The sequence below is a fragment of the Acaryochloris marina S15 genome, assembly GCF_018336915.1.
Lineage (GTDB): Bacteria > Cyanobacteriota > Cyanobacteriia > Thermosynechococcales > Thermosynechococcaceae > Acaryochloris > Acaryochloris marina_A.
Genome location: NZ_CP064923.1, coordinates 1,611,712 through 1,632,075 on the forward strand (window position 1 = coordinate 1,611,712; position 20,364 = coordinate 1,632,075).

General features: G+C 48.8%; 22 protein-coding genes. 10 read left to right on the top strand and 12 right to left on the bottom strand.

What is annotated here, in order from left to right:
• Positions 1-99: 99 nt before the first annotated feature.
• From I1H34_RS32075 to I1H34_RS08110, 5 genes are all read right to left on the bottom strand, one after another.
• Complete coding sequence (locus tag I1H34_RS32075; protein WP_249369913.1) at positions 100-306, bottom strand: hypothetical protein; 207 nt, start codon at positions 304-306, stop codon at positions 100-102.
• Positions 307-363: 57 nt separating this feature from the next.
• Entirely contained in the window at positions 364-555 is a 192-nt protein-coding gene (locus I1H34_RS32080) for a hypothetical protein (protein WP_249369915.1), read from the bottom strand.
• 2 nt (positions 556-557) lie between these two features.
• On the bottom strand, positions 558-1,148 hold the full coding sequence (locus tag I1H34_RS08100) for a superoxide dismutase family protein (RefSeq protein WP_212665152.1): 591 nt from the start codon (positions 1,146-1,148) through the stop codon (positions 558-560).
• 117 nt (positions 1,149-1,265) lie between these two features.
• Positions 1,266-2,201 (bottom strand): N-acetylmuramoyl-L-alanine amidase-like domain-containing protein, encoded by a 936-nt coding sequence (locus I1H34_RS08105; protein ID WP_249369917.1) that lies wholly within the window; start codon positions 2,199-2,201, stop codon positions 1,266-1,268.
• A 69-nt stretch (positions 2,202-2,270) separates the two neighbouring features.
• A complete protein-coding gene (locus tag I1H34_RS08110; RefSeq protein WP_212665153.1) occupies positions 2,271-3,149 on the bottom strand; it encodes a PfkB family carbohydrate kinase in 879 nt (292 codons plus the stop codon).
• Positions 3,150-3,361: 212 nt separating this feature from the next.
• Between I1H34_RS08110 and I1H34_RS08115 the strand changes: the two genes are divergently transcribed.
• The 3 genes from I1H34_RS08115 (at position 3,362) to I1H34_RS08125 (ending at position 4,170) form a co-directional block, all read left to right on the top strand.
• A complete protein-coding gene (locus tag I1H34_RS08115; RefSeq protein WP_212666190.1) occupies positions 3,362-3,640 on the top strand; it encodes a BrnT family toxin in 279 nt (92 codons plus the stop codon).
• Positions 3,621-3,854 carry a hypothetical protein gene (locus I1H34_RS08120; RefSeq protein WP_212665154.1) on the top strand — a complete coding sequence of 78 codons (234 nt, stop codon included), beginning with the start codon at positions 3,621-3,623 and terminating at the stop codon, positions 3,852-3,854. Before I1H34_RS08115 ends, I1H34_RS08120 begins: the two co-directional genes overlap by 20 nt.
• 130 nt (positions 3,855-3,984) lie before the next feature.
• Positions 3,985-4,170, top strand: coding sequence for a hypothetical protein (locus I1H34_RS08125; protein WP_212665155.1), 186 nt, complete (start codon positions 3,985-3,987; stop codon positions 4,168-4,170).
• 119 nt (positions 4,171-4,289) lie between these two features.
• On the opposite strand, the gene I1H34_RS08130 is transcribed toward I1H34_RS08125, so the two are convergent.
• Both I1H34_RS08130 and I1H34_RS08135 read right to left on the bottom strand, forming a co-directional pair.
• On the bottom strand, positions 4,290-5,285 hold the full coding sequence (locus I1H34_RS08130; protein ID WP_249369920.1) for a GUN4 domain-containing protein: 996 nt from the start codon (positions 5,283-5,285) through the stop codon (positions 4,290-4,292).
• A gap of 250 nt (positions 5,286-5,535) precedes the next feature.
• Positions 5,536-5,793, bottom strand: a complete 258-nt coding sequence (locus I1H34_RS08135) for a hypothetical protein (RefSeq protein ID WP_212665156.1) — start codon at positions 5,791-5,793, stop codon at positions 5,536-5,538.
• A 33-nt stretch (positions 5,794-5,826) separates the two neighbouring features.
• Here I1H34_RS08135 and I1H34_RS08140 point away from each other — a divergent pair, with 33 nt between their 5' ends.
• Entirely contained in the window at positions 5,827-7,389 is a 1,563-nt protein-coding gene (locus tag I1H34_RS08140) for a hypothetical protein (protein ID WP_212665157.1), read from the top strand.
• On the opposite strand, the gene I1H34_RS08145 is transcribed toward I1H34_RS08140, so the two are convergent.
• The gene (locus I1H34_RS08145) at positions 7,375-8,559 is read right to left on the bottom strand and encodes an MFS transporter (RefSeq protein ID WP_212665158.1); all 1,185 of its coding nucleotides are present in this window, start codon (positions 8,557-8,559) and stop codon (positions 7,375-7,377) included. The genes I1H34_RS08140 and I1H34_RS08145 overlap by 15 nt on opposite strands.
• A 246-nt stretch (positions 8,560-8,805) precedes the next feature.
• On the bottom strand, positions 8,806-9,624 hold the full coding sequence (locus tag I1H34_RS08150) for an alpha/beta hydrolase (RefSeq protein ID WP_396124648.1): 819 nt from the start codon (positions 9,622-9,624) through the stop codon (positions 8,806-8,808).
• 97 nt (positions 9,625-9,721) lie between these two features.
• Between I1H34_RS08150 and I1H34_RS08155 the strand changes: the two genes are divergently transcribed.
• The 6 genes from I1H34_RS08155 to I1H34_RS08180 all read left to right on the top strand — a co-directional run bounded on the left by I1H34_RS08155 (position 9,722) and on the right by I1H34_RS08180 (position 18,812).
• Positions 9,722-10,216: a pentapeptide repeat-containing protein gene (locus tag I1H34_RS08155; RefSeq protein WP_212665160.1), complete on the top strand. Its 495-nt coding sequence runs from the start codon at positions 9,722-9,724 to the stop codon at positions 10,214-10,216.
• A 148-nt stretch (positions 10,217-10,364) separates the two neighbouring features.
• Complete coding sequence (locus tag I1H34_RS08160; RefSeq protein ID WP_212665161.1) at positions 10,365-12,308, top strand: mechanosensitive ion channel domain-containing protein; 1,944 nt, start codon at positions 10,365-10,367, stop codon at positions 12,306-12,308.
• A gap of 152 nt (positions 12,309-12,460) precedes the next feature.
• Positions 12,461-15,157, top strand: coding sequence for an EAL domain-containing protein (locus tag I1H34_RS08165; protein ID WP_212665162.1), 2,697 nt, complete (start codon positions 12,461-12,463; stop codon positions 15,155-15,157).
• Positions 15,158-15,187: 30 nt separating this feature from the next.
• Positions 15,188-15,718: a GNAT family N-acetyltransferase gene (locus I1H34_RS08170; RefSeq protein WP_212665163.1), complete on the top strand. Its 531-nt coding sequence runs from the start codon at positions 15,188-15,190 to the stop codon at positions 15,716-15,718.
• A 34-nt stretch (positions 15,719-15,752) separates the two neighbouring features.
• Positions 15,753-18,230 carry an ATP-dependent DNA helicase RecG gene (gene recG, locus I1H34_RS08175; protein ID WP_212665164.1) on the top strand — a complete coding sequence of 826 codons (2,478 nt, stop codon included), beginning with the start codon at positions 15,753-15,755 and terminating at the stop codon, positions 18,228-18,230.
• Between the two features lie 309 nt (positions 18,231-18,539).
• Entirely contained in the window at positions 18,540-18,812 is a 273-nt protein-coding gene (locus I1H34_RS08180; protein ID WP_212665165.1) for a hypothetical protein, read from the top strand.
• Between the two features lie 83 nt (positions 18,813-18,895).
• Here the strand turns inward: I1H34_RS08180 and dut are convergent, their stop codons facing one another.
• The 3 genes from dut to I1H34_RS08195 form a co-directional block, all read right to left on the bottom strand.
• A complete protein-coding gene (gene dut, locus I1H34_RS08185) occupies positions 18,896-19,327 on the bottom strand; it encodes a dUTP diphosphatase (protein WP_212666191.1) in 432 nt (143 codons plus the stop codon).
• A gap of 198 nt (positions 19,328-19,525) precedes the next feature.
• Entirely contained in the window at positions 19,526-19,819 is a 294-nt protein-coding gene (locus I1H34_RS08190) for an addiction module antidote protein (RefSeq protein WP_212666192.1), read from the bottom strand.
• Between the two features lie 3 nt (positions 19,820-19,822).
• Positions 19,823-20,059, bottom strand: coding sequence for a type II toxin-antitoxin system RelE/ParE family toxin (locus I1H34_RS08195; protein WP_212666193.1), 237 nt, complete (start codon positions 20,057-20,059; stop codon positions 19,823-19,825).
• Between the last annotated feature and the right edge of the window lie 305 nt (positions 20,060-20,364).

Here is a 20,364-nt window from a genome sequence, read left to right on the forward strand (position 1 = left end):
CGCTAGACGGCATTGCTTACAGTAACGATTGATACAGAAGCGAATAATCCAGGTGTAATGGAGGTTTTATCTCGCATCTTTTAAGGTTTGACCGTGAGGCTAGAGCTCCGTCAATGACTTTTCTATAAACGCACTATAGGGCTTTGCCTGATACTGGCCGAAGGGTCCCCGCTGTTGATAGCCTAATTGGGTAAATAACCCCAATACTTCAGGTTGGGACACTCCACTTTCTAAGCGGAGGTAGGGTAAATGCAGCGCTACAGCCCTTGTCTCCAGGTCCTGGGGCAGTCGGTGGCCGAGCTGCATCCCTCGAAATTTCGGTTGGATAAAAAATCGTTTGATTTCCCCATAGTCTGTCGTGATTCACCAAGGCTCTACAATCAGCGATGCTTCTTCCCCACGGTTAGAAACTGGATATGGGTTTGCATGAGGGCTGCCTTGGATGTCAGGTGATGACCGTCCGGTGGATAAATACTGTTCAGGGTCCCGTTGCTGAATGAGGCTGAGGGCTTCTGGGAGAGCTGGATCACGCGGCTGAATAGAGGCAGGGGACACCGCTATGCTTTGGGCAGACCAATCACGCCTTGGGCAATCCGACTTCCAGCATTACCAGTGGGTTGTCCGCCATCATCGGTTTCGGCATGAATAATCAGGCCACGTCCCAGAATGGGGTTTTGGGGGCCGTTAATGGAGATGTTATTGACGGTAATTTCCTTAGCGACTTCTCCCTGGCTATCGGCTTTGAGGTTGCCCAAATCTCCGGCATGACGTTCAGGATTGTTGGGGAGTCCGTGGGGCATTTCTTCTGGATTGTAGTGGCCGCCCATAGCTTTCCCATCTGGACTGGAGGCATCACCAAATTCATGGATATGCCAAGCATGGACGGAATTGGGCTGTAAGCCTTGGAGATTGGCGAGAATAGTGATTTTATCCTCTGCTTGCTTGAATTTGATTGATCCGGTTACCTGATTTCCCTCTGTTGGGGAGAGGATGGCCAGTGCTACGTTCAAGGGCTCAGTTGCGGTGAGGGACTCAGCTTCCGGCGAGGGACTAGGGGCTGTACTAGTTGGGTTGGGGGTGGAGCAACTGGCAAAAAACACGAGTGCGATCGCAGCACAAAACAGGGGGATAAATTTCTTAGGTAACATAGCGAACATTGAGCGGACTTTTTTACAATCTCACTCCCGCTGAAAAATCACAACCTTTCTGATCACAAGCTCAACCCTATGCATACTTGTGCTTTTGGGGATTCTCTATAATTCTCTTTATTGCTGGGAATTTTGAGGGCGAGCCACAATAATGCCGATGGATTGATCGACATTGGCAACATAGGTGGCTAAATCCGGGGCAATACGCACGCTACCGCCGGGAGAGGCATGGATGAGTCCCTTGGTCTGATCAGACATTTGGTAAACCAGTCCCGTATGGGTGACATCTAACCCTGGAACTGCTGTAGCCACGGCAATAATATCTCCTGGCTGTAGAGACGCTTCAATCCCTCGGATTTGGGCTTGGGGAATATAGTGCAAGGGTAGTGACTGCAACCGAGTCTCTACGACCTGGATGCATTGCCAGTTAGCTGTGCTCTTTAGCTGTGGGTAGCTCTGGCGATGCTGGCTCATAAAGTTGAGCGGTTTGTTGAGAAGAATGCCTCCCAAGGCTGGGGTAATATTCTCGACTAAGCCACGACGCTGGTTATCGGCAATCCAATCGGAAAAATAATGGAGACGACTGCAATAGCCTTGCATGTGTCCTTGGCGATAGCGTTGGGTTTGGACTGCATTGCTAAATACTTGGGGGGAAGGCTCCTCGACGGTGAGGGTACGGGCGATGGCGAGGACGGTTTCTACAAAAAGGACGCAGTCGAACTGGCTGAGAGAAAGGACTAATTCTTCTTGGGGACTTTGATCCAGGAGTCCCCCTGTGTAGGCTGCCCCTTCGAATTTGGCGGCCAGGGTTTGCAGGAGTTGCGGCCAAGCCTGCTGCTGGAGCTGGGGAGCTTGCTGTAGAAGCTGGGTTAGCTGGTTTTGGTCGGCTGAGGGGAATTGGACGGTTGTGGTTTGGGTTGGGAATTCGGATAGTTGGAGGGCGGATTGCGATCTTGTGGGTTGCGATCGCACCGAAGAAACCGGCAGATCAAAGCTAAGGGTGCCCAGCCCGATCAGTAGAAGTTGCCCAAGTTTAGAGGTTGTCCGCTTCATTGATGTAAGGGTAACGAATAATGCCTATGTCTAAGGACAGGATTTATGCCCAAAGGGTGCCCGTCTATTTTAAGGGGATTGCATCCAGGCCCGAGTGCCAAAGGATTGGCAGGCGGTTGCTGCGACTTGGGCGGCCTGGGCTAGGGCCTGGGGGAAATCGCTATGCAAAATAAAGTGGCAAAAGGCTCCATGAAAGATATCTCCTGCACCCAAGGTATCAGCGGGGGTAATCTTTGGGACGGGCACAGTACCTGCGGTGCCCTGCCAATAGAGAATAGGCTGATTGCCTTGGGTGATGGCAATATGACTGGATTTGGGCAGAGTTTGTTTTAAGTAGTCCAGCGTGGCTTGGGTGTTGTGGCAGCCAGGGGGATGGAAATCGGCGGAGCAAATGGCGTAGTTGATGTAGGGCAGAAGGGTCTCTAGACCAGGTTTCCAGCTGCCACCATCTAAGACGATGGGAATGTTAGTGGCTTGTTGGGCGATGGCGAGGCTAACGGGGATTTGATGGCCGTCTATCAGAATAATGTCGGTGGTGGTGATTTTTTCCCATAAATCTTGGGGGATTTGGTGGGGCTGGGCGATTTGGCGCTGGGCATTGAGGGAGATAAGGGCACGTTCTCCTGTGGTTTGGGTGACCACGATGGAAGAGACCGGGGGGGATTGAGTTTGGTCGGGGGTGAGGTCGGTGAGGATGACGGGTTGCCTGAGACTTTCTAGGTCGGCTCGCATCAGTTGGGTAATGGGATGTTGGCCCAGGGCGGTGAGGAGATGGGCGGTATTGTTGAGGTGGGCGAAGGCGGCGGCGGCGTTGGTGGCGGGTCCGCCTGCTGAAATTAAGCTGTCTTGGGCGACTAGTTTTTGGTTGGCTTGGGGTGGACCAGAGGCGAGATAAATCATATCCAGCGTGGATAGTCCGATGAACAATCCTGATTTCTGGCTATCCATAACTTGTATAGGCGATAGGCTTTGCTTAAATACGAGGTAATTGAGATATCTATCTTCTTTGATTTTATTAGGTTCATTGTGGATTCAGATTTTGGATATCAGCGTTGAAAATTTGAGCATGAAGTAATGAGTGTAAAGGTTTAAGATTCTGGAGAAATTCATTCCCAACGGCTTCTGTCCTGTTGAAATCAGTAATCAGCTATGATTTGGGCATGGAGTTTGAGTGGAATGATTCCAAAGCAACGGCCAATCTGAAGAAGCATGGCGTCAGTTTCGAAGAGGCAAAGTCTGTTTTTTACAATGCGCTAGCAATTATTTTTGATGATGAAGCCCACTCAGTGAGCGAAAAACGAGAGATTCTTGTTGGACATTCTAAAAATAACCGATTACTTTTGGTTTTTTTCACTGAACGCCCCCATGCGATTCGCATTATTAGCGCCCGTTTAGCTACCCGGAGGGAGCTTGAAGATTATGAAAGACAAAGCTTTTGAAGAGTCTAATGACATAAATGATGAACTTCAAGCTGAGTATCAATTAGATTATAGAAAGGCTAAACCTAATCGATTTGTAGCCCGTAATGTAGAGCAGCAGCTGAAGGTCGTTGTTTTAGATGATGACGTTGCTCAGGTGTTTAGAACACCCGAGTCGGTTAATAATGTGCTGAGAGCATTAATTGATACGATGCCTCAATCAGTAGAGAACTAAATAACTGGGTTGAGTTATGGGTCTGAATCAATAGGTTTTTGAAATTGGTTCTCGGGCCTATCGTCGTTTTTGCCAGGGGTATAAACCGAAGCCCAAGCCACCTCAGAAAAGTCATTGGGGAACGAAGTTATTGGCAAAACTGAAGCTAAAACGGAAACCCCGTAAGCCATCACCGGGACAAACTCGTTTGCCTTGGGATGATTGGGATGGTGTTGATCCAGAGATTCAAGCGGTGGCAATGAAGTTTGTACTTGCGAATTGCTGGAACCCGGAGGTGGTGAGAACTCGGTATGAACCGAATTTTATCCCGCCATAAGTAAAACAATGGGAGTTGCGAGGTGCCAGGTAAGGAATCGTTGAAAAGGTGGGTTTTATGTTGATCTGAACGTGGAAATGAAATTTAAAAAATGCTTGTAGACTGTCTCGTGCTACAGTCTACAAGCCTTTGTGCGAGAAAATGCCTAAGAAAAGAGATCTTCTTTTTAACGAGAACCCGCCAACAAACCATCTCGGAAATTCTCCGAAGGAAGTTTTTTGGAGGTCGAAGGTGAGTTGTTTGTAGCCTAACCACTCGCTATTTTTGCGCCAACCGACACGATCGCCGAATTTTTCCCAATCATCATTATAGGTTCTAGGGCTACCGCATTCTTCCCAAATTCGCTTCTGGACGCTAAAACCCCATTTGCCTTTGCTGTACTTTACCCATAAACGATCCAGTGTTTGCAAATCCTCACAGAGGAATGTTTTTAGGTCTTTTTCACGAAAGTAGTCTCCTTCTGTTCTCCCCATAATAGTGATCATCAACCGATAGGTTTCTTGATCGGCTTCTTTCCATTGCTGGTTTTGTAGTAATTCCTCCAGTTTTTCGTATTTGGGATCAGCAGTAACTTCTTGAGAGTGATCGGAGATGTCCTTGGCAGGTGTTTCGTGCTGAGCCGTGAGTTTTGTTTGGGCCGACAGGCCGAGTAGGGGGGGTATCCCCTTGATCAGCCTATCCATATCGCGATGAAAATCAGGGTCTCGTCTAATTTGAATCCCATTACGATAGATTAAGCTAGATAAACACTCCGGTAACTGAGAGGAGCTAGGCATCGCTGCCCCACTCACTAGAAGCGGAATCACAGGAATATCTCGATTTAAGGCAGCTTCAATTTCAATTCTGACAAAATCTTGCTGATTATCAAGCCGTTTGTTGCCATTGCCATCGGCACAATTTACCCATTTTGTGCCAATTACAGCCAATAGAATTTGGCATCGACTTACTTCTTCGTTTAGATGCTTGCGAAAGTCCTTGCCTAAGGGAATATCATCCACATCTTTAAATACAGCATCTCCCCCAAACTCCCCAACGAGCCTGTCATAGATTCTTCCTGTCACATCTGGGCTATCTTCTCTGCGATAAGAGATAAAAATAGAACCTTGGCTAGACATAAATTACTTGCAGCTAATCCCAGATTGATAAAAAATACTTTGGTGCTAACGCCTTAGATAGATCAAGGTTCACCCTTATCTTTAGCTAGAGACCCATGCTTTAAGTGTGCAAAAACAATGGAATAAAAACGTATTCTATGTGTCTTCTCAGTATGGCTGAAAGACTGTTTGAAACATTTTAGTTCACGTCTTTTAGATATCTAATCTCACCTCATAATTCAATCTCACGCATTATCCAATCTATCAGCAACTATTCAGATTTTTGTGTGAAATACAGATTATTCAAACAATCGAATGCTGCCTCCATATCGAAAACTAAATCATAGCGGCATAACAGTTGCGCGCTTCCTGAAATAATTCTTCCACCCTCACCATCAGAAAGGATGGCAACCATCACAAACCTGAGTGCTGAAACCAGCAAGCTACTCAACACTACAAAGTAACCAGAACAATTAAGTCTATTTTGGAAAGGTGCCGTATATTCAGCCACAAAAGCTGACAGCGCCATCAAAGGGGAACACAGTTACCAACAAACCAACCGATGAGTCCGTTCTCAATCTTCACCATCCTCTACATGACTGCCTTTCTGCTAGAAATGCAGGAAAAGTGGAAAGCACCAGGCTTTGCCCTCGCCTTTTTAGGCTTAATCACCGTCTTCGTCTGCACCCGAATAACCCGGAGCAAATTTTTTACCTTCCTGGTCCTCTCCACCGCCTACTTCTTAATTTTTCGCTTCCCCGACGTCGCCAACCACGTCAACTTCCTGATCTACCTCAACCTCACTCTGATAGTGGGTATGGTCTACGCCTGGATCAAACAGGCCAGCGCCGACGACTACTACGCCATGATGCGCCCCGCTCTCAGAGCTTCCTTGCTCGGTGTCTATTTCTGGGCCGGATTCCATAAACTCAACACCGACTTTCTCAACCCCCAAGTGTCCTGCTCCAGCATGATGCTGTATCGCATTCTGGATATGCTCCAATCCAATCTCTTGGGCATTCCAGTTATGGTAATTGGGATTGCCCTGGCCCTCTTCGGACTGTGGCAAGGACTCATCCGTCCCAGACTCAAATCCTCAAAACGTCCCAAAATCCTGCTGCTCGCCTTACTCACCTGTGGCGGTATTCTGCTCTATGCCTTCGGATTTGCCTATCAAGATTACGTCCTGCTACCCGACCTAATCTTGCAAGCCAATATCTACTTTGTCCTCGCTTGGGAATTGCTGGGGAGTCTCTTGCTGTTTGTGCCCAGATTGCAGGCCCCGATCCTGTTGCTCTCATGGCTGATGCATGGCTTTATCGCCATGATTGGCTTCGTCGATTTCAGTGCTCTGGCTGGAAGCTTACTCTTTACCTTTATTCCCGATCGCTACCTGCAGCTTTGGCAAGAACAGTCAGAAATCTCTCTGGGGGGAAGAAAGATTCATCGGGTACACCTGTACTTTGGCCTCAACGTTATGGCAGGTGTCTTCTCTGCCCTGTATTACCTCGCCTATTTAGAATTCGATATCAAAGTCACTGCCGGAGCCATCTTCAACCTTGCTTCAGTCATTTTCCTTTGGCCGATTCTCACCCAGCTCTTTACACCTAAAAATCGACCCAATTGGCAAGGACTTTCCGTTCTCAATAGCTCCATGCCCAAATTTATGGCGGTATTTTTAATTGGCCTCTGCTGTTTCGGCCTCATGCCCTACCTAGGACTCCGCACTGCTGGAACCTTCTCCATGTTCAGCAATCTCCGCACGGAAGGGTCTCGCTCCAACCATTTACTGCTGGGTAGTAATCCCCTCAAGCGCTGGGGCTATCAGGAAGATGTGGTCTGGATTCTGAGCTTGCCGCCAGAGGTGGTGGACATGGATCCGAAAAATGCAGAGCTAGAGGGTAGTGCTCTCCCCGTGGTGGAGTTCAAGAAAATGATCTATGACTGGACTCAATCGGGGCAGACCGTACCGGTAGTCTTTGAATATCAGGAGCAAATCTACGACAGCCCCAATATTGTTCAGGATCCTCAATGGCAAACGCCTCGGCGGAATTGGGAGATGTATTGGATGGATTTTCGAGTGATTGAGCCTGAAAATTCTGGTCCTAATTTATGTCGATGGTAGGGAGGGGGTTTTGCTAGATGCGATCGCAATCATCGCTACGATAAAGCTAACAATCGCGACAGCCGTCATCACTAAGGGGGACAAAGCGTCCGGCTGTTTGAAAAAAGCCCCAAATAAGCTAGCAGACAATGCTCCCCCGCTAAAAAACATCCCGGTTCCCAATCCCGCTTTCTGGGCAGGCACCATCGACAGAGCAAAGGGCAAAGTGCCATTATTCACCAAACTCAAACAGGTACCAATGGCTATAGCTACGCCCACCGCTGCCCAGGTCTGGCCGACCCCATTCATCACGACCAACGTTATGGCTAATCCCACTAATCCCAACAGAATGGCTTGACGATTCCCCAGCTTACGGGCAACGTTTCCTGCCGGAATGGCCGTTATCCCCAAGGCAATAAAGATCATGCCCATTGTCAGCCCTACATTTAGGTTGGGAATGGTTTTGAGGATTTTGGGAAACGTCGTCATCAATAACCGAAACCCCAACGAGGTGCCCCATCCCACCGTAAACACCAGGGCTAAATTTCTCATGGATGGACGAGCCCCAACCCCAGAAGGTTGATGGGGCATCTTCACTTCCGTATTGACAGACCGCAAAATAGCCGCAGCCCCTAGCAAAATGAGTGACGCTAGGCCAAAGGCAATCCCCGGTCCTAACTCCAGAATATATTTATTGGCCAAAGGCCCCATTGCCCCCGCAATCGCCCCCATTACGGTTAATACACTGGCTGCTTGCGGTAGACCACTGCCAAAGGCATATCGACTGAGCAAGGACAGAGCTGGACTGCGAAACACTGTCATGGAAATGGCCCAAGCCACGAGTAATATCGGTAAGAGCCAGCGAAAGACCCCCTCGGGCTGACTAAACGTGACCAGCACCGCAGTTGCCATCAGTAGTCCCGATGCCAAAATTACCCCTGCGGCAATAAACGGGAAGCGGCTACCTAGCCAGCGCTGGGCGCGATCGGAGTAGTTCCCCATTAGGGGTTCCATGAGCATTGCCAGGCCGTTTTCCAGCAGTAAGATACCCGTGACAAAGACAGAGGTAAATCCAAACTCACCTAGCAGTTTTCCCAGGTAAAGGTTGTAGATCACCCACATCAATACAATCGCTCCTTGGACTAGGGCCAGGGCAAAGACTTGTACCCACAGAATTCTTTGCTGTTGCAAAATTTGTATTCCCTTCTCTTGCTATGGGGTAAAGTGACTTGAAACCAACGTTCTTATCTGATTAAAAGTTTCTCACTCTATCACCAACCAGATGCTGTATCAGGCTTTTTCTTTTTTTATGGCAGCATAGATGCCCAGTAAGCTTGCCCATTTCATTCCCCTGAAACAAACAGATCAACACCCGATTTAAGTATTGATGCCAAAGTTGTAGAAAAGCTTCAGTTCTCGTCATTCTGCGCTTTTATATCACTCTAGAACTAGCCTTTGAAACTCCTTCAACGTTTGAAAATACCGTTCACCTGCGACTTGCGAGAAATTATTGTGACCGGCCTCTGCAACCCATAAGGATCGTTTGGGTCCAGATGCTGCCTCGAATAACCGTCGGCCCTGTTCAATGGGAATCACCTGATCGTTTTCTCCATGCATCACCAGCACGGGAGCTTTGACTTGCTTTAATCTGTCCAGACTGGTGAACTTATCGAAGGGCAAAATCGGAATCGGCACCACCACTCGAAAGATGGAAGTAAATGTGCTTTCCAAGATCACTCCCGCCACTGGATACTGGGTGGCCAAATACACCGCAGATCCGCCTCCCAGGGAGCGCCCCTTTACTAACAGCCGATTAGGCTTTACCCCCAACTCTTTGGTCAGATAGGCATAGGCTTGCTTTGCATCTTCATAGGCATTGCTTTCACTGGGGTGACCATCACTGGTGCCATAGCCTCTGTAATCGTAGGCAAACACGCTCAGGCCAGATTGCTGAAGCTGTTCTAGCCGGGGCCGGATATCTCCCAAATCTTCTGCATTGCCGTGGATATACAGCAACGTAAAAGTCGCATCGGGATTGGGGAAATAGAGGGCCGAGATCTCTTCCTGGTTGGTGACCGGAAGCTTGATCACCTCATCTGTATCTCGGTAGCTTGGGGACTGAGGCAGGAAAATCATGCTGTCCGCTTTGAAAAAGATATAGAGCGCAAAGCAACCGTAGATAAAGATGGGGGCCAGAATCAGTCTTTGCCAACTGAAAGACCCCAGCAAAATTTGTCGATAGTTTAACTTCACGATCCTTGTGCCTCAGGTCTTTGATGGGGAGAGCTGCGTTCGTTGCTTCTAGTCTAGGCAATTAAGCTATGGTTGAAACGTCAGCAACGCCAGTAAACCTATGAAACTCAGTCGTGAAGAATTAAGCCGTCGCTACGCAGCCGGAGAACGTCGATTTGCCGGAGCCGACTTCACTTCCTTAGACCTCCATCAGCTGGATCTGAGCCAAGCCGATTTTAGCGGTGCCGAGTTTTGTAGCTGTAACCTGAGTGAGGTTAACCTCAGCCAAGCCGATTTGAGTGGGGCTGATTTGAGTGATGCCAATCTCACTAAAAGTGATCTGAATAAAGCCGATTTGAGCGGGGTGGATTTAAGTGAAGCCAACCTGACAGCCGCCAACCTCAAGGATGCCGATCTGAGCGGGGTGGATTTAAGTGAAGCGAATCTAACAGATGCAGACCTTCAAAATGCTGACTTGAGCGGGGTCGATCTGAGTGAATCCAACTTACAAGGGGCCAATTTGCGAGGGGCTGATATCAGTGGTGCCGATGTTACCAATAGCCGCTACTGCCAAACCATCTTTCCCAGCGGCAAGATTCGCAATGACCATTGTTGAATAGCTCTCCCGATTTTTTGAGGCTAGTTTTGCCATCACCTCATTAGATTCGGCGTTGGCAAACCATTCCGAAAAGATCAGTATGCTTTCAGGCTCTTATCATGTCGCTCTTGAATAATGGGTGGGGTGTGAGTTTGCTTTCTCTGAGATGCTGTATCGACGACCGTTTAGGCCTCTTCAATCTTTTCTAATTCTATTTTTCAGTATTACTCTCTTACTGACTGGACTCTCCCTTCCATCCCAAGCAGAGATTACTATTGGCCGCAGCTTCGATACCGCACCGATTGTGTTGGATGGCAAAGTACTGTTTCACATCAGTAAACTTACTGAATTTTCTGCACAAGACCGAGCTAAACAGGCCAACGATAGCTTAGCCCAAGCGATACGGGACTTTGCAGCGGCCCAGGATTCCCCTGCCGTTCCAACTGTGGAGGTGACGCCAGGGCCTTTACCCACCTTACGCTTGGCCGACCGTCACCTATTAACGGTGACTGACCGCGATGTCATGTTGGGTAAGGGAGTGCTTGAGCAGGCGGTTGAGTGGCAAAGCACGATGAATCTAGCGATTGCTAAGGGGCTCAAGGAACGCACCTTGACCTATCGACAAAAAGCGATCTTCAACAGTGGGGTGGCTGTACTGTTAGCCATCCTCCTCCACTGCGGGATTCAATGGATCCGGCTCCGGTGGCGACGGCAGCAGTTGCGAACGATGCAAGATACGAAACGCCCTTTAAAGCTACTGGGATTGACGGGCCTTCAGCTTTTGGTCTGGGGCGGAGCAGGTTATTATGTCTGCGAATTATTCCCCCAGTTCCGTACCCTGCTGTACTTGGTATTACGGAGTTTTGATGAACCGATATTGATCCTGAAAGAGCAGGAACAGGGATACGGCATCGTTGACCTGTTGATTGTGATGGGGTTGATTCTGGGGTTGTGGGTGATTGTGCGGGGGTTGACGCTTCTGCTCAAGGCTAGGATTTTGCCGTTGCTGGGGGTGAATCGGGGATTGCAAGATGCGATCGCAATTCTCACCCAATATGTCCTCACCGGGTTGGGGGTCGTCGTTATCCTCCAAGTTTTAGGCGTCGATATCAGTGCCCTGTTAATTGTCGGCAGTGCCCTGGGCTTGGGGATTGGTTTTGGTCTCCAAAATATTGTTAGCAACTTTATTAGTGGTATCATCCTGCTCCTCGATCGTCCCATCGAGGCCGGAGATTTCGTCAAAGTCGGAGATTTAGTCGGCTCCGTCGAGAAAATCGGCACCCGCAGCACCGAACTGCGCACCCAAGATGAAGTGACGATCATCGTTCCCAACTCCCATTTTTTAGAAAAAGAAGTGGTGAATTGGAACCACAGCAGTTCCGTCTCTCGCCTGCATCTGCCCGTGGACGTGGCCTATGGTTGTGATGTCGACCGTGTTCAAACCGCCCTTATTGAATCCGTCAGTCATCATCCAGAAGTTTTGGCTCATCCTCAACCCCAAGTTCAGTTTCTGGGGTTTGGAGAGAGTGCCCTTAACTTTGAAGTCTTGGTGTGGTTTCGCGAACCGCGCCAGCAGTATCGTCTCAAAAGCGATCTGTACTTTCGTGTCGAATCCATGCTGCGCCAGTACGAGATCGAAGTTCCATTTCCCCAGCGGGATTTGCATGTGCGATCACCTCACCTAGAGCAGCTGATCGATTTGCTAGTGCAGCAGCGGACGGAAAATGCCCCTCATTTGTATTATCCAGACTCTGTGCGATCCCAATCTTCCCCCCCACCGATCCTTTCTTCCCCCCCATCTAGTCCTCGATCTATCTCACGGTCCTCTTCTCCAGACATCAACCTGGTAGAACTCGTGGCCCAGATGAAAGGTGACCAGGGACTGAATATTCAAGATCGCCGTCATCGGTTGAATATTTATCCCCGATGTTTTGTGGGCTCAGAAGCGGTTATTTGGCTTATGCGAACCCAACGGGCCACCCGCAAAGAAGCCCTGCGTATTGGTCGGCTACTGATGCGAAAGCGGATTATTCATCACGTTTTGGATGAGCATCCCTTTGATGATGCCTACCTGTTCTATCGCTTCTATGAAGATGAGCAACAAGAATAGTTTGCCAATAATGACCCATTTTTTTCGGATAGCCGTAGAAATATCTAGATTATTTGGCCTGAAATGCTAATCAAAATAGAAGTTCAATAGTTTTACTGATGCCGAATTGACTGCATTTGAAAGAGCATTGTAGCGTCGCGACACCATGATCCGTGCCCCCAGACATCAATGACCCGCAACGAAAAATCCGGCATCTCCTAATCCTTGAGGATTTGGATGGTTTTCGCTTAGTGCCTTTGGAGGAATCTTCCTATTTTCTAGGCCGCGACGTAACCAATTCTATTGTCGTCCGCTCCCAAGGGATTTCTCGTCAGCATGCCTTGTTTTTACGAGTGACTAATGCAGATCCCAATAGCTATGGATTTATGCTCATTGATGGCAACTTACAGGGAGAGGCCAGCACGAATGGCACCTCTGTAAATGGCGAGAAATGTGCGTCTACCAAGCTCAATCATGGAGATCGGATTGTATTTGGCCGCCAAATGAAGGCCAAATATCTAGTTTTAGGGGCATTGACCGATCTCGAATTTGGAGATTTCTGTAAAAACTTTGATTTTGAGGAAGCCGTTACCCGAGATATTAATCCTCGGGAAACCTTTGTACATGAAGGGGACGACCCTCCTAGTTTCGGAGCAACCTCTTTGGTTCGCTTAGCCTCTTTTCCCGAAATTTTGCCCAGCCCCATGTTTGAAGTCAACCTCAAAGGAGAGTTGACCTATATCAACCCCGCTGCCCATAATGCCTTTCCCAGCCTGCAAATGCTGGGTGTAGATCATCCAACCGTTCATGGGTTAATTTCCTTAACGCAATCTTCTAAACAAAAAATTCTCAGCCGGGAAGTAACGGTTGATCAGCAGGTCTATGAACAGTCCATTCACTTTATTTCTGAGAATGGTCTAATTCGCTGTTGCTTATCCGACATCACTGAGCGCAAAAAAGTCGAGGCGGAATTATTCAAGCGTGATCGGTTACTGCAAAGCGTTGCCGAAGCCACAACCCACCTGTTAGCCAACGCCAGTTATGAAGAAGCGATTGATGCGGCATTAGCCCGATTTGGCACCACCGCCGGGGTGGATCGCATCTGTATTAGCGAGAATCATGTGCATGCGGAGACCCATCGGCTAGCCACCAGCATTCGCTATGAATGGACAGGCCCTCAGATTGCTTCGATTCGCCACTTTGAACATCGCCAAAACCAGCTCTATAGCAATCCTCATCTGCAGCGATGGTACACCACCTTAGCAGGGGGTGCTGCTATTAGCGGGGTCACCCAAGGCTTCTCGACCGCTGAGCAAACGATGCTTTCCCAAGAGAATGTTCAATCTATTCTGGCGGTTCCCATTATTGTCAAAAATAACTTTTGGGGGTTTGTGGAACTCCATGACTGTAATGACAATTACCACTGGTCCGACCAGGAAGAGGCCATTCTACGGACGATGGCAACTAGTGTGAGTGCTGCCTTAGAACGACAAGATAAAGATGAGATTATTCATCAGCAGGCCTTTCATGATGCCCTGACGGGACTGCCTAACCGAGTGCTGTTTGCGGAGCGTTTGGATCAAGCGCTGACGGAAGCCCGTCGCAATCAAGACAATCTGGCAGTCATGTTTATGGATTTGGATAAGTTCAAAACCATCAATGACACCTTGGGCCATTCTGTAGGGGATGAACTGCTAAAAGAAGTCGCCAATCGTTTGCAACATTGCTTACGGGGCGGAGATACGGTCGCCCGTTGGGGAGGCGATGAGTTTACCCTATTACTGGCGAGTGTCAGAACAGTTGCCGATGCGACGAGGACGGCTCAACGAATTCTAGATGCCTTCCAAGAAGTGGTGAAAATTGATCATCATGAAATCTATATCAATGCCAGTATCGGTATTGCTTGCTTCCCGGATGACGGTCAGGAAGCAGAAGTTCTCCTGCAAAATGCCGACGTTGCCTTATATCAATGTAAGGAGCAAGGACGGGGAATTTTCCAAGTTTATGATGTTGATATGAACTCGGAAGCCACGGAGTTATTTGCCCTGCAAAATGACCTCCGTCATGCTTTAGAACGTCAAGAATTTATGTTGTACTATCAACCCCAAATCAATTTGCAGTCAGGGGAAATTACAGGTTTAGAAGCGCTGATTCGGTGGCAACATCCTGAACAAGGTCTGATTTCTCCGGCTACATTTATCCCGCTTGCCGAAGAGTCGGATCTAATCGTGCAAATTGGCAAATGGGTGTTAGAAGTGGCCTGCAAACAAATCGTGGAATGGCGACAGATCACCGGTATGCCGTTGACCATTTCCGTCAATTTATCGGCCCGGCAATTTTATGACCCCACCTTGGTGGAAACGATTTCGCAAGTGTTATGGAAAACCAGACTCGATCCGAAGTATTTGGAATTGGAAATTACCGAAACCATTGCTATTAAGAATATCTCTCTAGCCCAAGAAGTGCTGAAACAGCTTCAAGGGATGGGGATTAAGATTGCCATGGATGATTTTGGTACGGGTTTTTCATCTCTCAACTATCTCACTCAGCTCCCCTTAGATACCCTCAAAATTGATCAATCTTTTATCAAACGGTTGACCTCTGATGCCAAAGAATTAGAGGTGATCAATGCTGTGCTTTCCCTGGGGCGGGGACTGCATTTAAGCGTGGTGGCAGAAGGCGTTGACACCCCTGAACAGTTGGAGTTGTTAAAAGCTTTGAAATGTGAAACAGTGCAGGGATTCTTGATCAGTCCGCCTCTCCCTGTTCTGGAAGCTACTAGCAAGCTACAGGCTAAAAGCTTGCCATATCAAACGGTAGAACAGGACATCAAGCAGACCTTGCCCCAACCAGCTTTGCTGGTGAATTGATTCATCGCTTTTAGAGGGCTTGCCCACACCATGCGAATTCTAGAAACCGAACGGCTGCGGCTGCGACAATTTTGCGCTGGGGATTTAGAGGCCTATGCTGCCATGCTGGCAGATCCTGAGGTCGTGGCTTATATCGGGTCTGGAGAAACCTTATCTCGGACCCAAGCCTGGAAGAACATGGCTATGGTGCTGGGGCATTGGTCTATCCGAGGCTATGGCTTATGGGCAGTGGAAGAAAAAGCCACCCAAACCCTGATGGGTCGGGTGGGCCTCTACTATCCCGAGGGCTGGCCGGGGTTAGAGGTGGGCTGGATGTTGGCGCGATCCTACTGGGGATACGGCTATGCCCTAGAAAGTGCGAAGGCGGCTGTAGATGTGGCTTTTAACCAGTTGCAGTGCCCGAAACTCATTAGCTTGATTCATCCCGAGAATGTAAGGTCGCAACGGGTCGCCCAACGCTTGGGCAGCCAGAAAACGACAACCCTCACCCTTAACGACCTGCCGATTTGGCAATATGAGCTGTCTCCATCTGCGGTAAACGGATCTCAAGATCTCCATTGATCATTACAATGGGGGCAATATCGCTGCAACGTCTATGGGTGATTCTGTTCCAGTTGTATCCACCTCAGGCCTCCCCGATTGGGTGAGGCTGCAACAAGCCCTCTCTGTGGAAGCCGATCGCGGATTCTGTGACCTAGAAGGTAAGCAATTTCGCTTTAGTCAGTTTCTTCAGCAGAGTTTGGCCAGTTCGGTCCCGCCCCATTCCGAGTCCACTGTGCAAGAGCGGTGGCAGTCCACGGCCCAGAAGTTTAGCGGTTATGCAGAACTGACCCTCAACCAACGTCAGCACTTGGTGGCTGAAACCCGACGCCTCCTCTATTCCACCCAGAAGGATTATCGTCAGGCTACCGACCCACCCCCTAAACCTCGAAAGCCTGCCACCCAAAAGCTCAAGGCTACGCCCCAGAAGCTATCCCTGGATCTGCCCATTCTGTCTTTGTCAGGAATTGGCCCTAAGAGTGCTCAGAAGCTGGAGAAGCTGGGACTCTATAGTGTGCGTGATTTACTGTTCTACTATCCCCGCGACCATATTGACTATGCCCGACAGGTGTCGATTCGTGATCTAGAAGAAGGGGCAACGGTCACCCTGGTAGCGACGGTGCGGCGGGTCAATTGCTTTAGCAGTCCCCGCAATCCCAAGCTGACTATTTTTGAGCTGGTGGTTAAGGATGCCTCGGGCCAGTTAAAACTCAGTCGATTCTACGCCGGTAATCGCTTTCGCAGTCGGGGTTGGCAAGAGCAACAAAAGCGTCTTTACCCTCCGGGAGCCGTTGTAGCGGCCTCTGGTTTGGTCAAGAGCAGCAAGTATGGCATCACCCTAGATAATCCTGACCTAGAGGTTCTGAACCATTCTGGGGACAAAATTGAGTCCATGGTGATTGGTCGGGTGGTGCCCATCTATGCCCTGACGGAAGGGGTAACACCTGATCTGGTGCGTCGAGCAGTGGTGGCGGCCTTACCCGCGGCTAAAAGCCTTCGCGATCCATTGCCTGAGGGCCTGAAGCAGCAAAATAATTTGACGGATTTGCCAAGTGCGATCGCAAATGTGCATTTCCCCCCGGATAGTGATGCCTTAGATCGAGCCCGTCGTCGCTTGATCTTCGATGAATTCTTTTACTTGCAGCTAGGGATGCTGGTCCGCCGAGAACAGCAGCGCCAAACCCAAGAGAGTGTCCCCCTGAGCATCCACGGAGAGTTACTGGAGCAGTTTTATGAGGTGTTGCCCTTTACCCTCACAGGGGCTCAACAGCGGGTGGTCCAGGATATTCTGGCAGACTTGCAATCCACTAAGCCCATGAACCGTCTGATCCAGGGGGATGTCGGGTCAGGTAAAACTGTGGTGGCAGTGATTGCCCTGTTGTCAGCCATTCAATCCGGGTATCAAACCGCCCTGATGGCCCCGACGGAAGTCTTGGCTGAGCAGCATTATCACAAGCTAGTGGAATGGTTTAATCAGCTACATTTACCCGTCGATTTATTAACGGGGTCCACCAAAGCTGCTAAACGTAGGCAAATTTCTGAACAGCTTACAACAGGAGAGCTGCCCCTGCTGGTCGGCACTCACGCCTTAATTCAAGACAATGTTGAATTTGATCGCTTGGGTTTAGCCGTGATTGATGAGCAACATCGCTTTGGCGTCCAGCAGCGGGCATTGCTCCAACAAAAAGGCCAGCATCCCCATGTGCTCACCATGACCGCCACCCCCATCCCGCGTACCCTAGCGTTGACTTTGCATGGTGATCTGGATGTCAGTCAGATTGATGAGCTACCGCCGGGACGACAGGCCATTAAAACCACCATGTTGACCGCCCGTGATCGGGCCCATGCTTACGACCTGATGCGACGGGAAATCGCCCAGGGACGACAAATTTATATTGTCCTGCCCCTAGTAGAGGAGTCCGAAAAGCTAGATTTACGCTCGGCTGTGCAAGAGCATGATCGCCTCCAGAACACTATTTTTCCCAACTTCCAGGTGGGGCTGCTGCACGGACGGCTGACCTCTGCGGAAAAAGAAGCGGTCATTTCCCAGTTTCGCGACCAAACGCTGCAGATTATCGTTTCGACCACCGTGGTGGAAGTGGGGGTCGACATTCCCAACGCCACAGTGATGTTGATTGAACATGCCGATCGGTTTGGCTTATCCCAACTCCATCAGCTGCGGGGCCGAGTCGGTCGAGGGGCCCATCAGTCCTATTGTTTGCTGATGAACAGTTCGAAAACGGAAACAGCCCGCCAGCGTTTAGCGGTGTTGGAACAGTCCCAAGATGGCTTTTTTATTGCTGAAATGGACCTGCGCTTTCGGGGGCCAGGAGAAGTTTTAGGCACCCGCCAATCGGGGCTGCCCGACCTAGCCCTAGCCAGCTTAGTGGATGATCAAGAGACTCTAGAATTAGCCCGTCAAGCGGCTGAAAAAGTCTTGGAAAAAGACAGCACTTTAGCCCCTTGGCCCCTGATGCAATCTGAATTAAATCTTCGCTACCAAAAACTCATGGGCGGTGCAATTTTTACATAGATTTGCAACAATCCAAATTTATAGGTATCATTAGTTATTATCATGTGTGTGCTCCGGGGATCCGCGACTTTAGACTCCGTAATTGTCGTTCCCGGGGCAATTTATTTTTAAATCGACTGACAGAGCGTCTCCCCTTCACGGAACAGGCATGCTCTCTCTTAGAATAGCGAAACCCTCTCCAGTGCTGATACAGCAAGGATTGTGTGGCCGGATCCCTAAAAAGACGAAGGATCGAAACAACCCATTCAAAACTCTTTGAACCTTTCTAGGACAGGGCCAGTCTAAGCAGTAGCGTTACACAATTGACTTATGACTAAAAAATCCCTTGTTTTAGCTGCTTTTCTAGTACTGGGTTCCACTGGAATTGCGATCCCGGCTAATGCTAAACCGATTATTCGTAAAGGTCCCAAAAGAACCTTAGTTCATAGCCCTAAGCGCACCTTTTACAGCGGTCCCAAACGGACATTTTATAGTGGCCCGAAGCGAACTTTTTACGATGGTCCGAAGCGAACCGTTTTTAATGGCCCCAAGGTAACGGTAGTGAAGGGACCCAATAAAACGATTGTCAAACCCCATCGTTAATCACCGAATTGGGTGTGGATAAATTTCCCCTGAACTGATCAGAAAAAGCTTGGCCAAGCCTTTATATTTCCCCTTTAATGACGTTAGGAATATCCAGTGGATCCAAATCCTCCCTCTCCTCTTTGGGTGGAGCTTAATTCAGATACTTCTTCAATCTCGACTCGCAAAATAGGTGCAATCACCATTTGGGCAATTTTCATCCCTTCAACTACCTGAAAGACTTCTTGGCTGTGGTTAATTAAAATCACGCCAATTTCACCGCGATACCCCGCATCAATGGTTCCCGGTGAATTCAATACCGTAATGGAATGCTTGAGGGCTAACCCACTGCGCGGGCGCACCTGGGCTTCCGTTCCTTGGGGTAACTCGATGGCAATCCCGGTGGGAATGAGTACAGATGCACCCGGCGAAATTTGCTGGGCTTGGATGGCAAATAGATCTAGTCCTGCATCATCAGTGTGACTATAGCAAGGCACTTGGGCTGCTTCGTTTAGCTTGATAATTTTGATTTTCATCATTTTTGGCATATTAGCTTACAGCCTTTGTCCTTAATCCAAACTCTGCAATGCTTATAGGGGAAATAGTAAAACAACACTCTGGATCTGGATGAAACGGCTTCGCCTCACTGGCGTGAACAGATCAAAAAATAAAGTAATGGTCATGATATCCGAATGCCCAGTGCAAGCGCTGGTTAAAGCTGAAATTAGCTACAACTAAACCGTTGGCTGAATGGTTAGCTTGAATCCGAGGGCTTTAGTAACTTTTGCGACTATCGCAAAAGTGGGGTTGCCATCAACTGATAGCGCTTTATACAGCCCTTCTCTGCTCAAACCTGTTTCTCGGGAGAGTTGACTCATATTTTTAGCCCTAGCGACAACTCCTAGAGCATGAATAATTAAAGCAGGATCATCTTCTGCTTCTTCAACACATGCCTCTAGGTATAGCTGAATATCTTCGTCTGTTTTGAGATGCGCGGCTGAATCCCAGCGAGTTGTGCTTATGGACATCATTCAATCCTCCAACGGTTTAGCAATTTCCTTGGCCCTTTTAATGTCAGCATTTTGGGAGCTTTTATCGCCACCAGACAGCAATATGACAACAACTGAACCACGTTGTACAAAGTAAACTCTGTAACCCGGACCATAATGAATGCGAAGCTCGCTAACCCCGGCAACATCGCCGAAGTTGCCAATCTCGATACGGTCAATACGTGCTTGCACACGTGCTTTAGCTTTGCGGTCTCGCAGTTTATTGAACCAATTGGCGGTCTATGATGTCCCCAATAACAATCCCATCACAATTTTCAGGTGTGGCATTTTTATGTGCACCAAAAACAAGTTTTAAATTTAGTCGGTGAACAACATCCCATTTTAATGACTAAGTTTAGTTTCAGCTAAAGGTGATCAACTTCAACGATTTATTTGGTTGAGATAACCTCAAATAAAGTTGAGGTACAGACTAATTCAACACGACCGAAGTTACCGCAGAGAATGTGTGTAGTCGGTTCACGATGGTGGTAGCTATCGATGCATCCGTAATCAACTGAACCATC

Excerpts from the sequence above, each read along its gene's own strand:
- I1H34_RS32075 (WP_249369913.1), bottom strand. The coding sequence starts at position 306 with ATGCAGCTCGGCCACCGACTGCCCCAGGACCTGGAGACAAGGGCTGTA.
- I1H34_RS08100 (WP_212665152.1), bottom strand. The coding sequence starts at position 1,148 with ATGTTACCTAAGAAATTTATCCCCCTGTTTTGTGCTGCGATCGCACTC.
- I1H34_RS08105 (WP_249369917.1), bottom strand. The coding sequence starts at position 2,201 with ATGAAGCGGACAACCTCTAAACTTGGGCAACTTCTACTGATCGGGCTG.
- I1H34_RS08110 (WP_212665153.1), bottom strand. The coding sequence starts at position 3,149 with ATGGATAGCCAGAAATCAGGATTGTTCATCGGACTATCCACGCTGGAT.
- I1H34_RS08115 (WP_212666190.1), top strand. The coding sequence starts at position 3,362 with ATGGAGTTTGAGTGGAATGATTCCAAAGCAACGGCCAATCTGAAGAAG.
- I1H34_RS08120 (WP_212665154.1), top strand. The coding sequence starts at position 3,621 with ATGAAAGACAAAGCTTTTGAAGAGTCTAATGACATAAATGATGAACTT.
- I1H34_RS08130 (WP_249369920.1), bottom strand. The coding sequence starts at position 5,285 with ATGTCTAGCCAAGGTTCTATTTTTATCTCTTATCGCAGAGAAGATAGC.
- I1H34_RS08135 (WP_212665156.1), bottom strand. The coding sequence starts at position 5,793 with ATGGCGCTGTCAGCTTTTGTGGCTGAATATACGGCACCTTTCCAAAAT.
- I1H34_RS08140 (WP_212665157.1), top strand. The coding sequence starts at position 5,827 with ATGAGTCCGTTCTCAATCTTCACCATCCTCTACATGACTGCCTTTCTG.
- I1H34_RS08155 (WP_212665160.1), top strand. The coding sequence starts at position 9,722 with ATGAAACTCAGTCGTGAAGAATTAAGCCGTCGCTACGCAGCCGGAGAA.
- I1H34_RS08160 (WP_212665161.1), top strand. The coding sequence starts at position 10,365 with ATGCTGTATCGACGACCGTTTAGGCCTCTTCAATCTTTTCTAATTCTA.
- I1H34_RS08170 (WP_212665163.1), top strand. The coding sequence starts at position 15,188 with ATGCGAATTCTAGAAACCGAACGGCTGCGGCTGCGACAATTTTGCGCT.
- recG (WP_212665164.1), top strand. The coding sequence starts at position 15,753 with ATGGGTGATTCTGTTCCAGTTGTATCCACCTCAGGCCTCCCCGATTGG.
- I1H34_RS08180 (WP_212665165.1), top strand. The coding sequence starts at position 18,540 with ATGACTAAAAAATCCCTTGTTTTAGCTGCTTTTCTAGTACTGGGTTCC.
- dut (WP_212666191.1), bottom strand. The coding sequence starts at position 19,327 with ATGAAAATCAAAATTATCAAGCTAAACGAAGCAGCCCAAGTGCCTTGC.
- I1H34_RS08190 (WP_212666192.1), bottom strand. The coding sequence starts at position 19,819 with ATGTCCATAAGCACAACTCGCTGGGATTCAGCCGCGCATCTCAAAACA.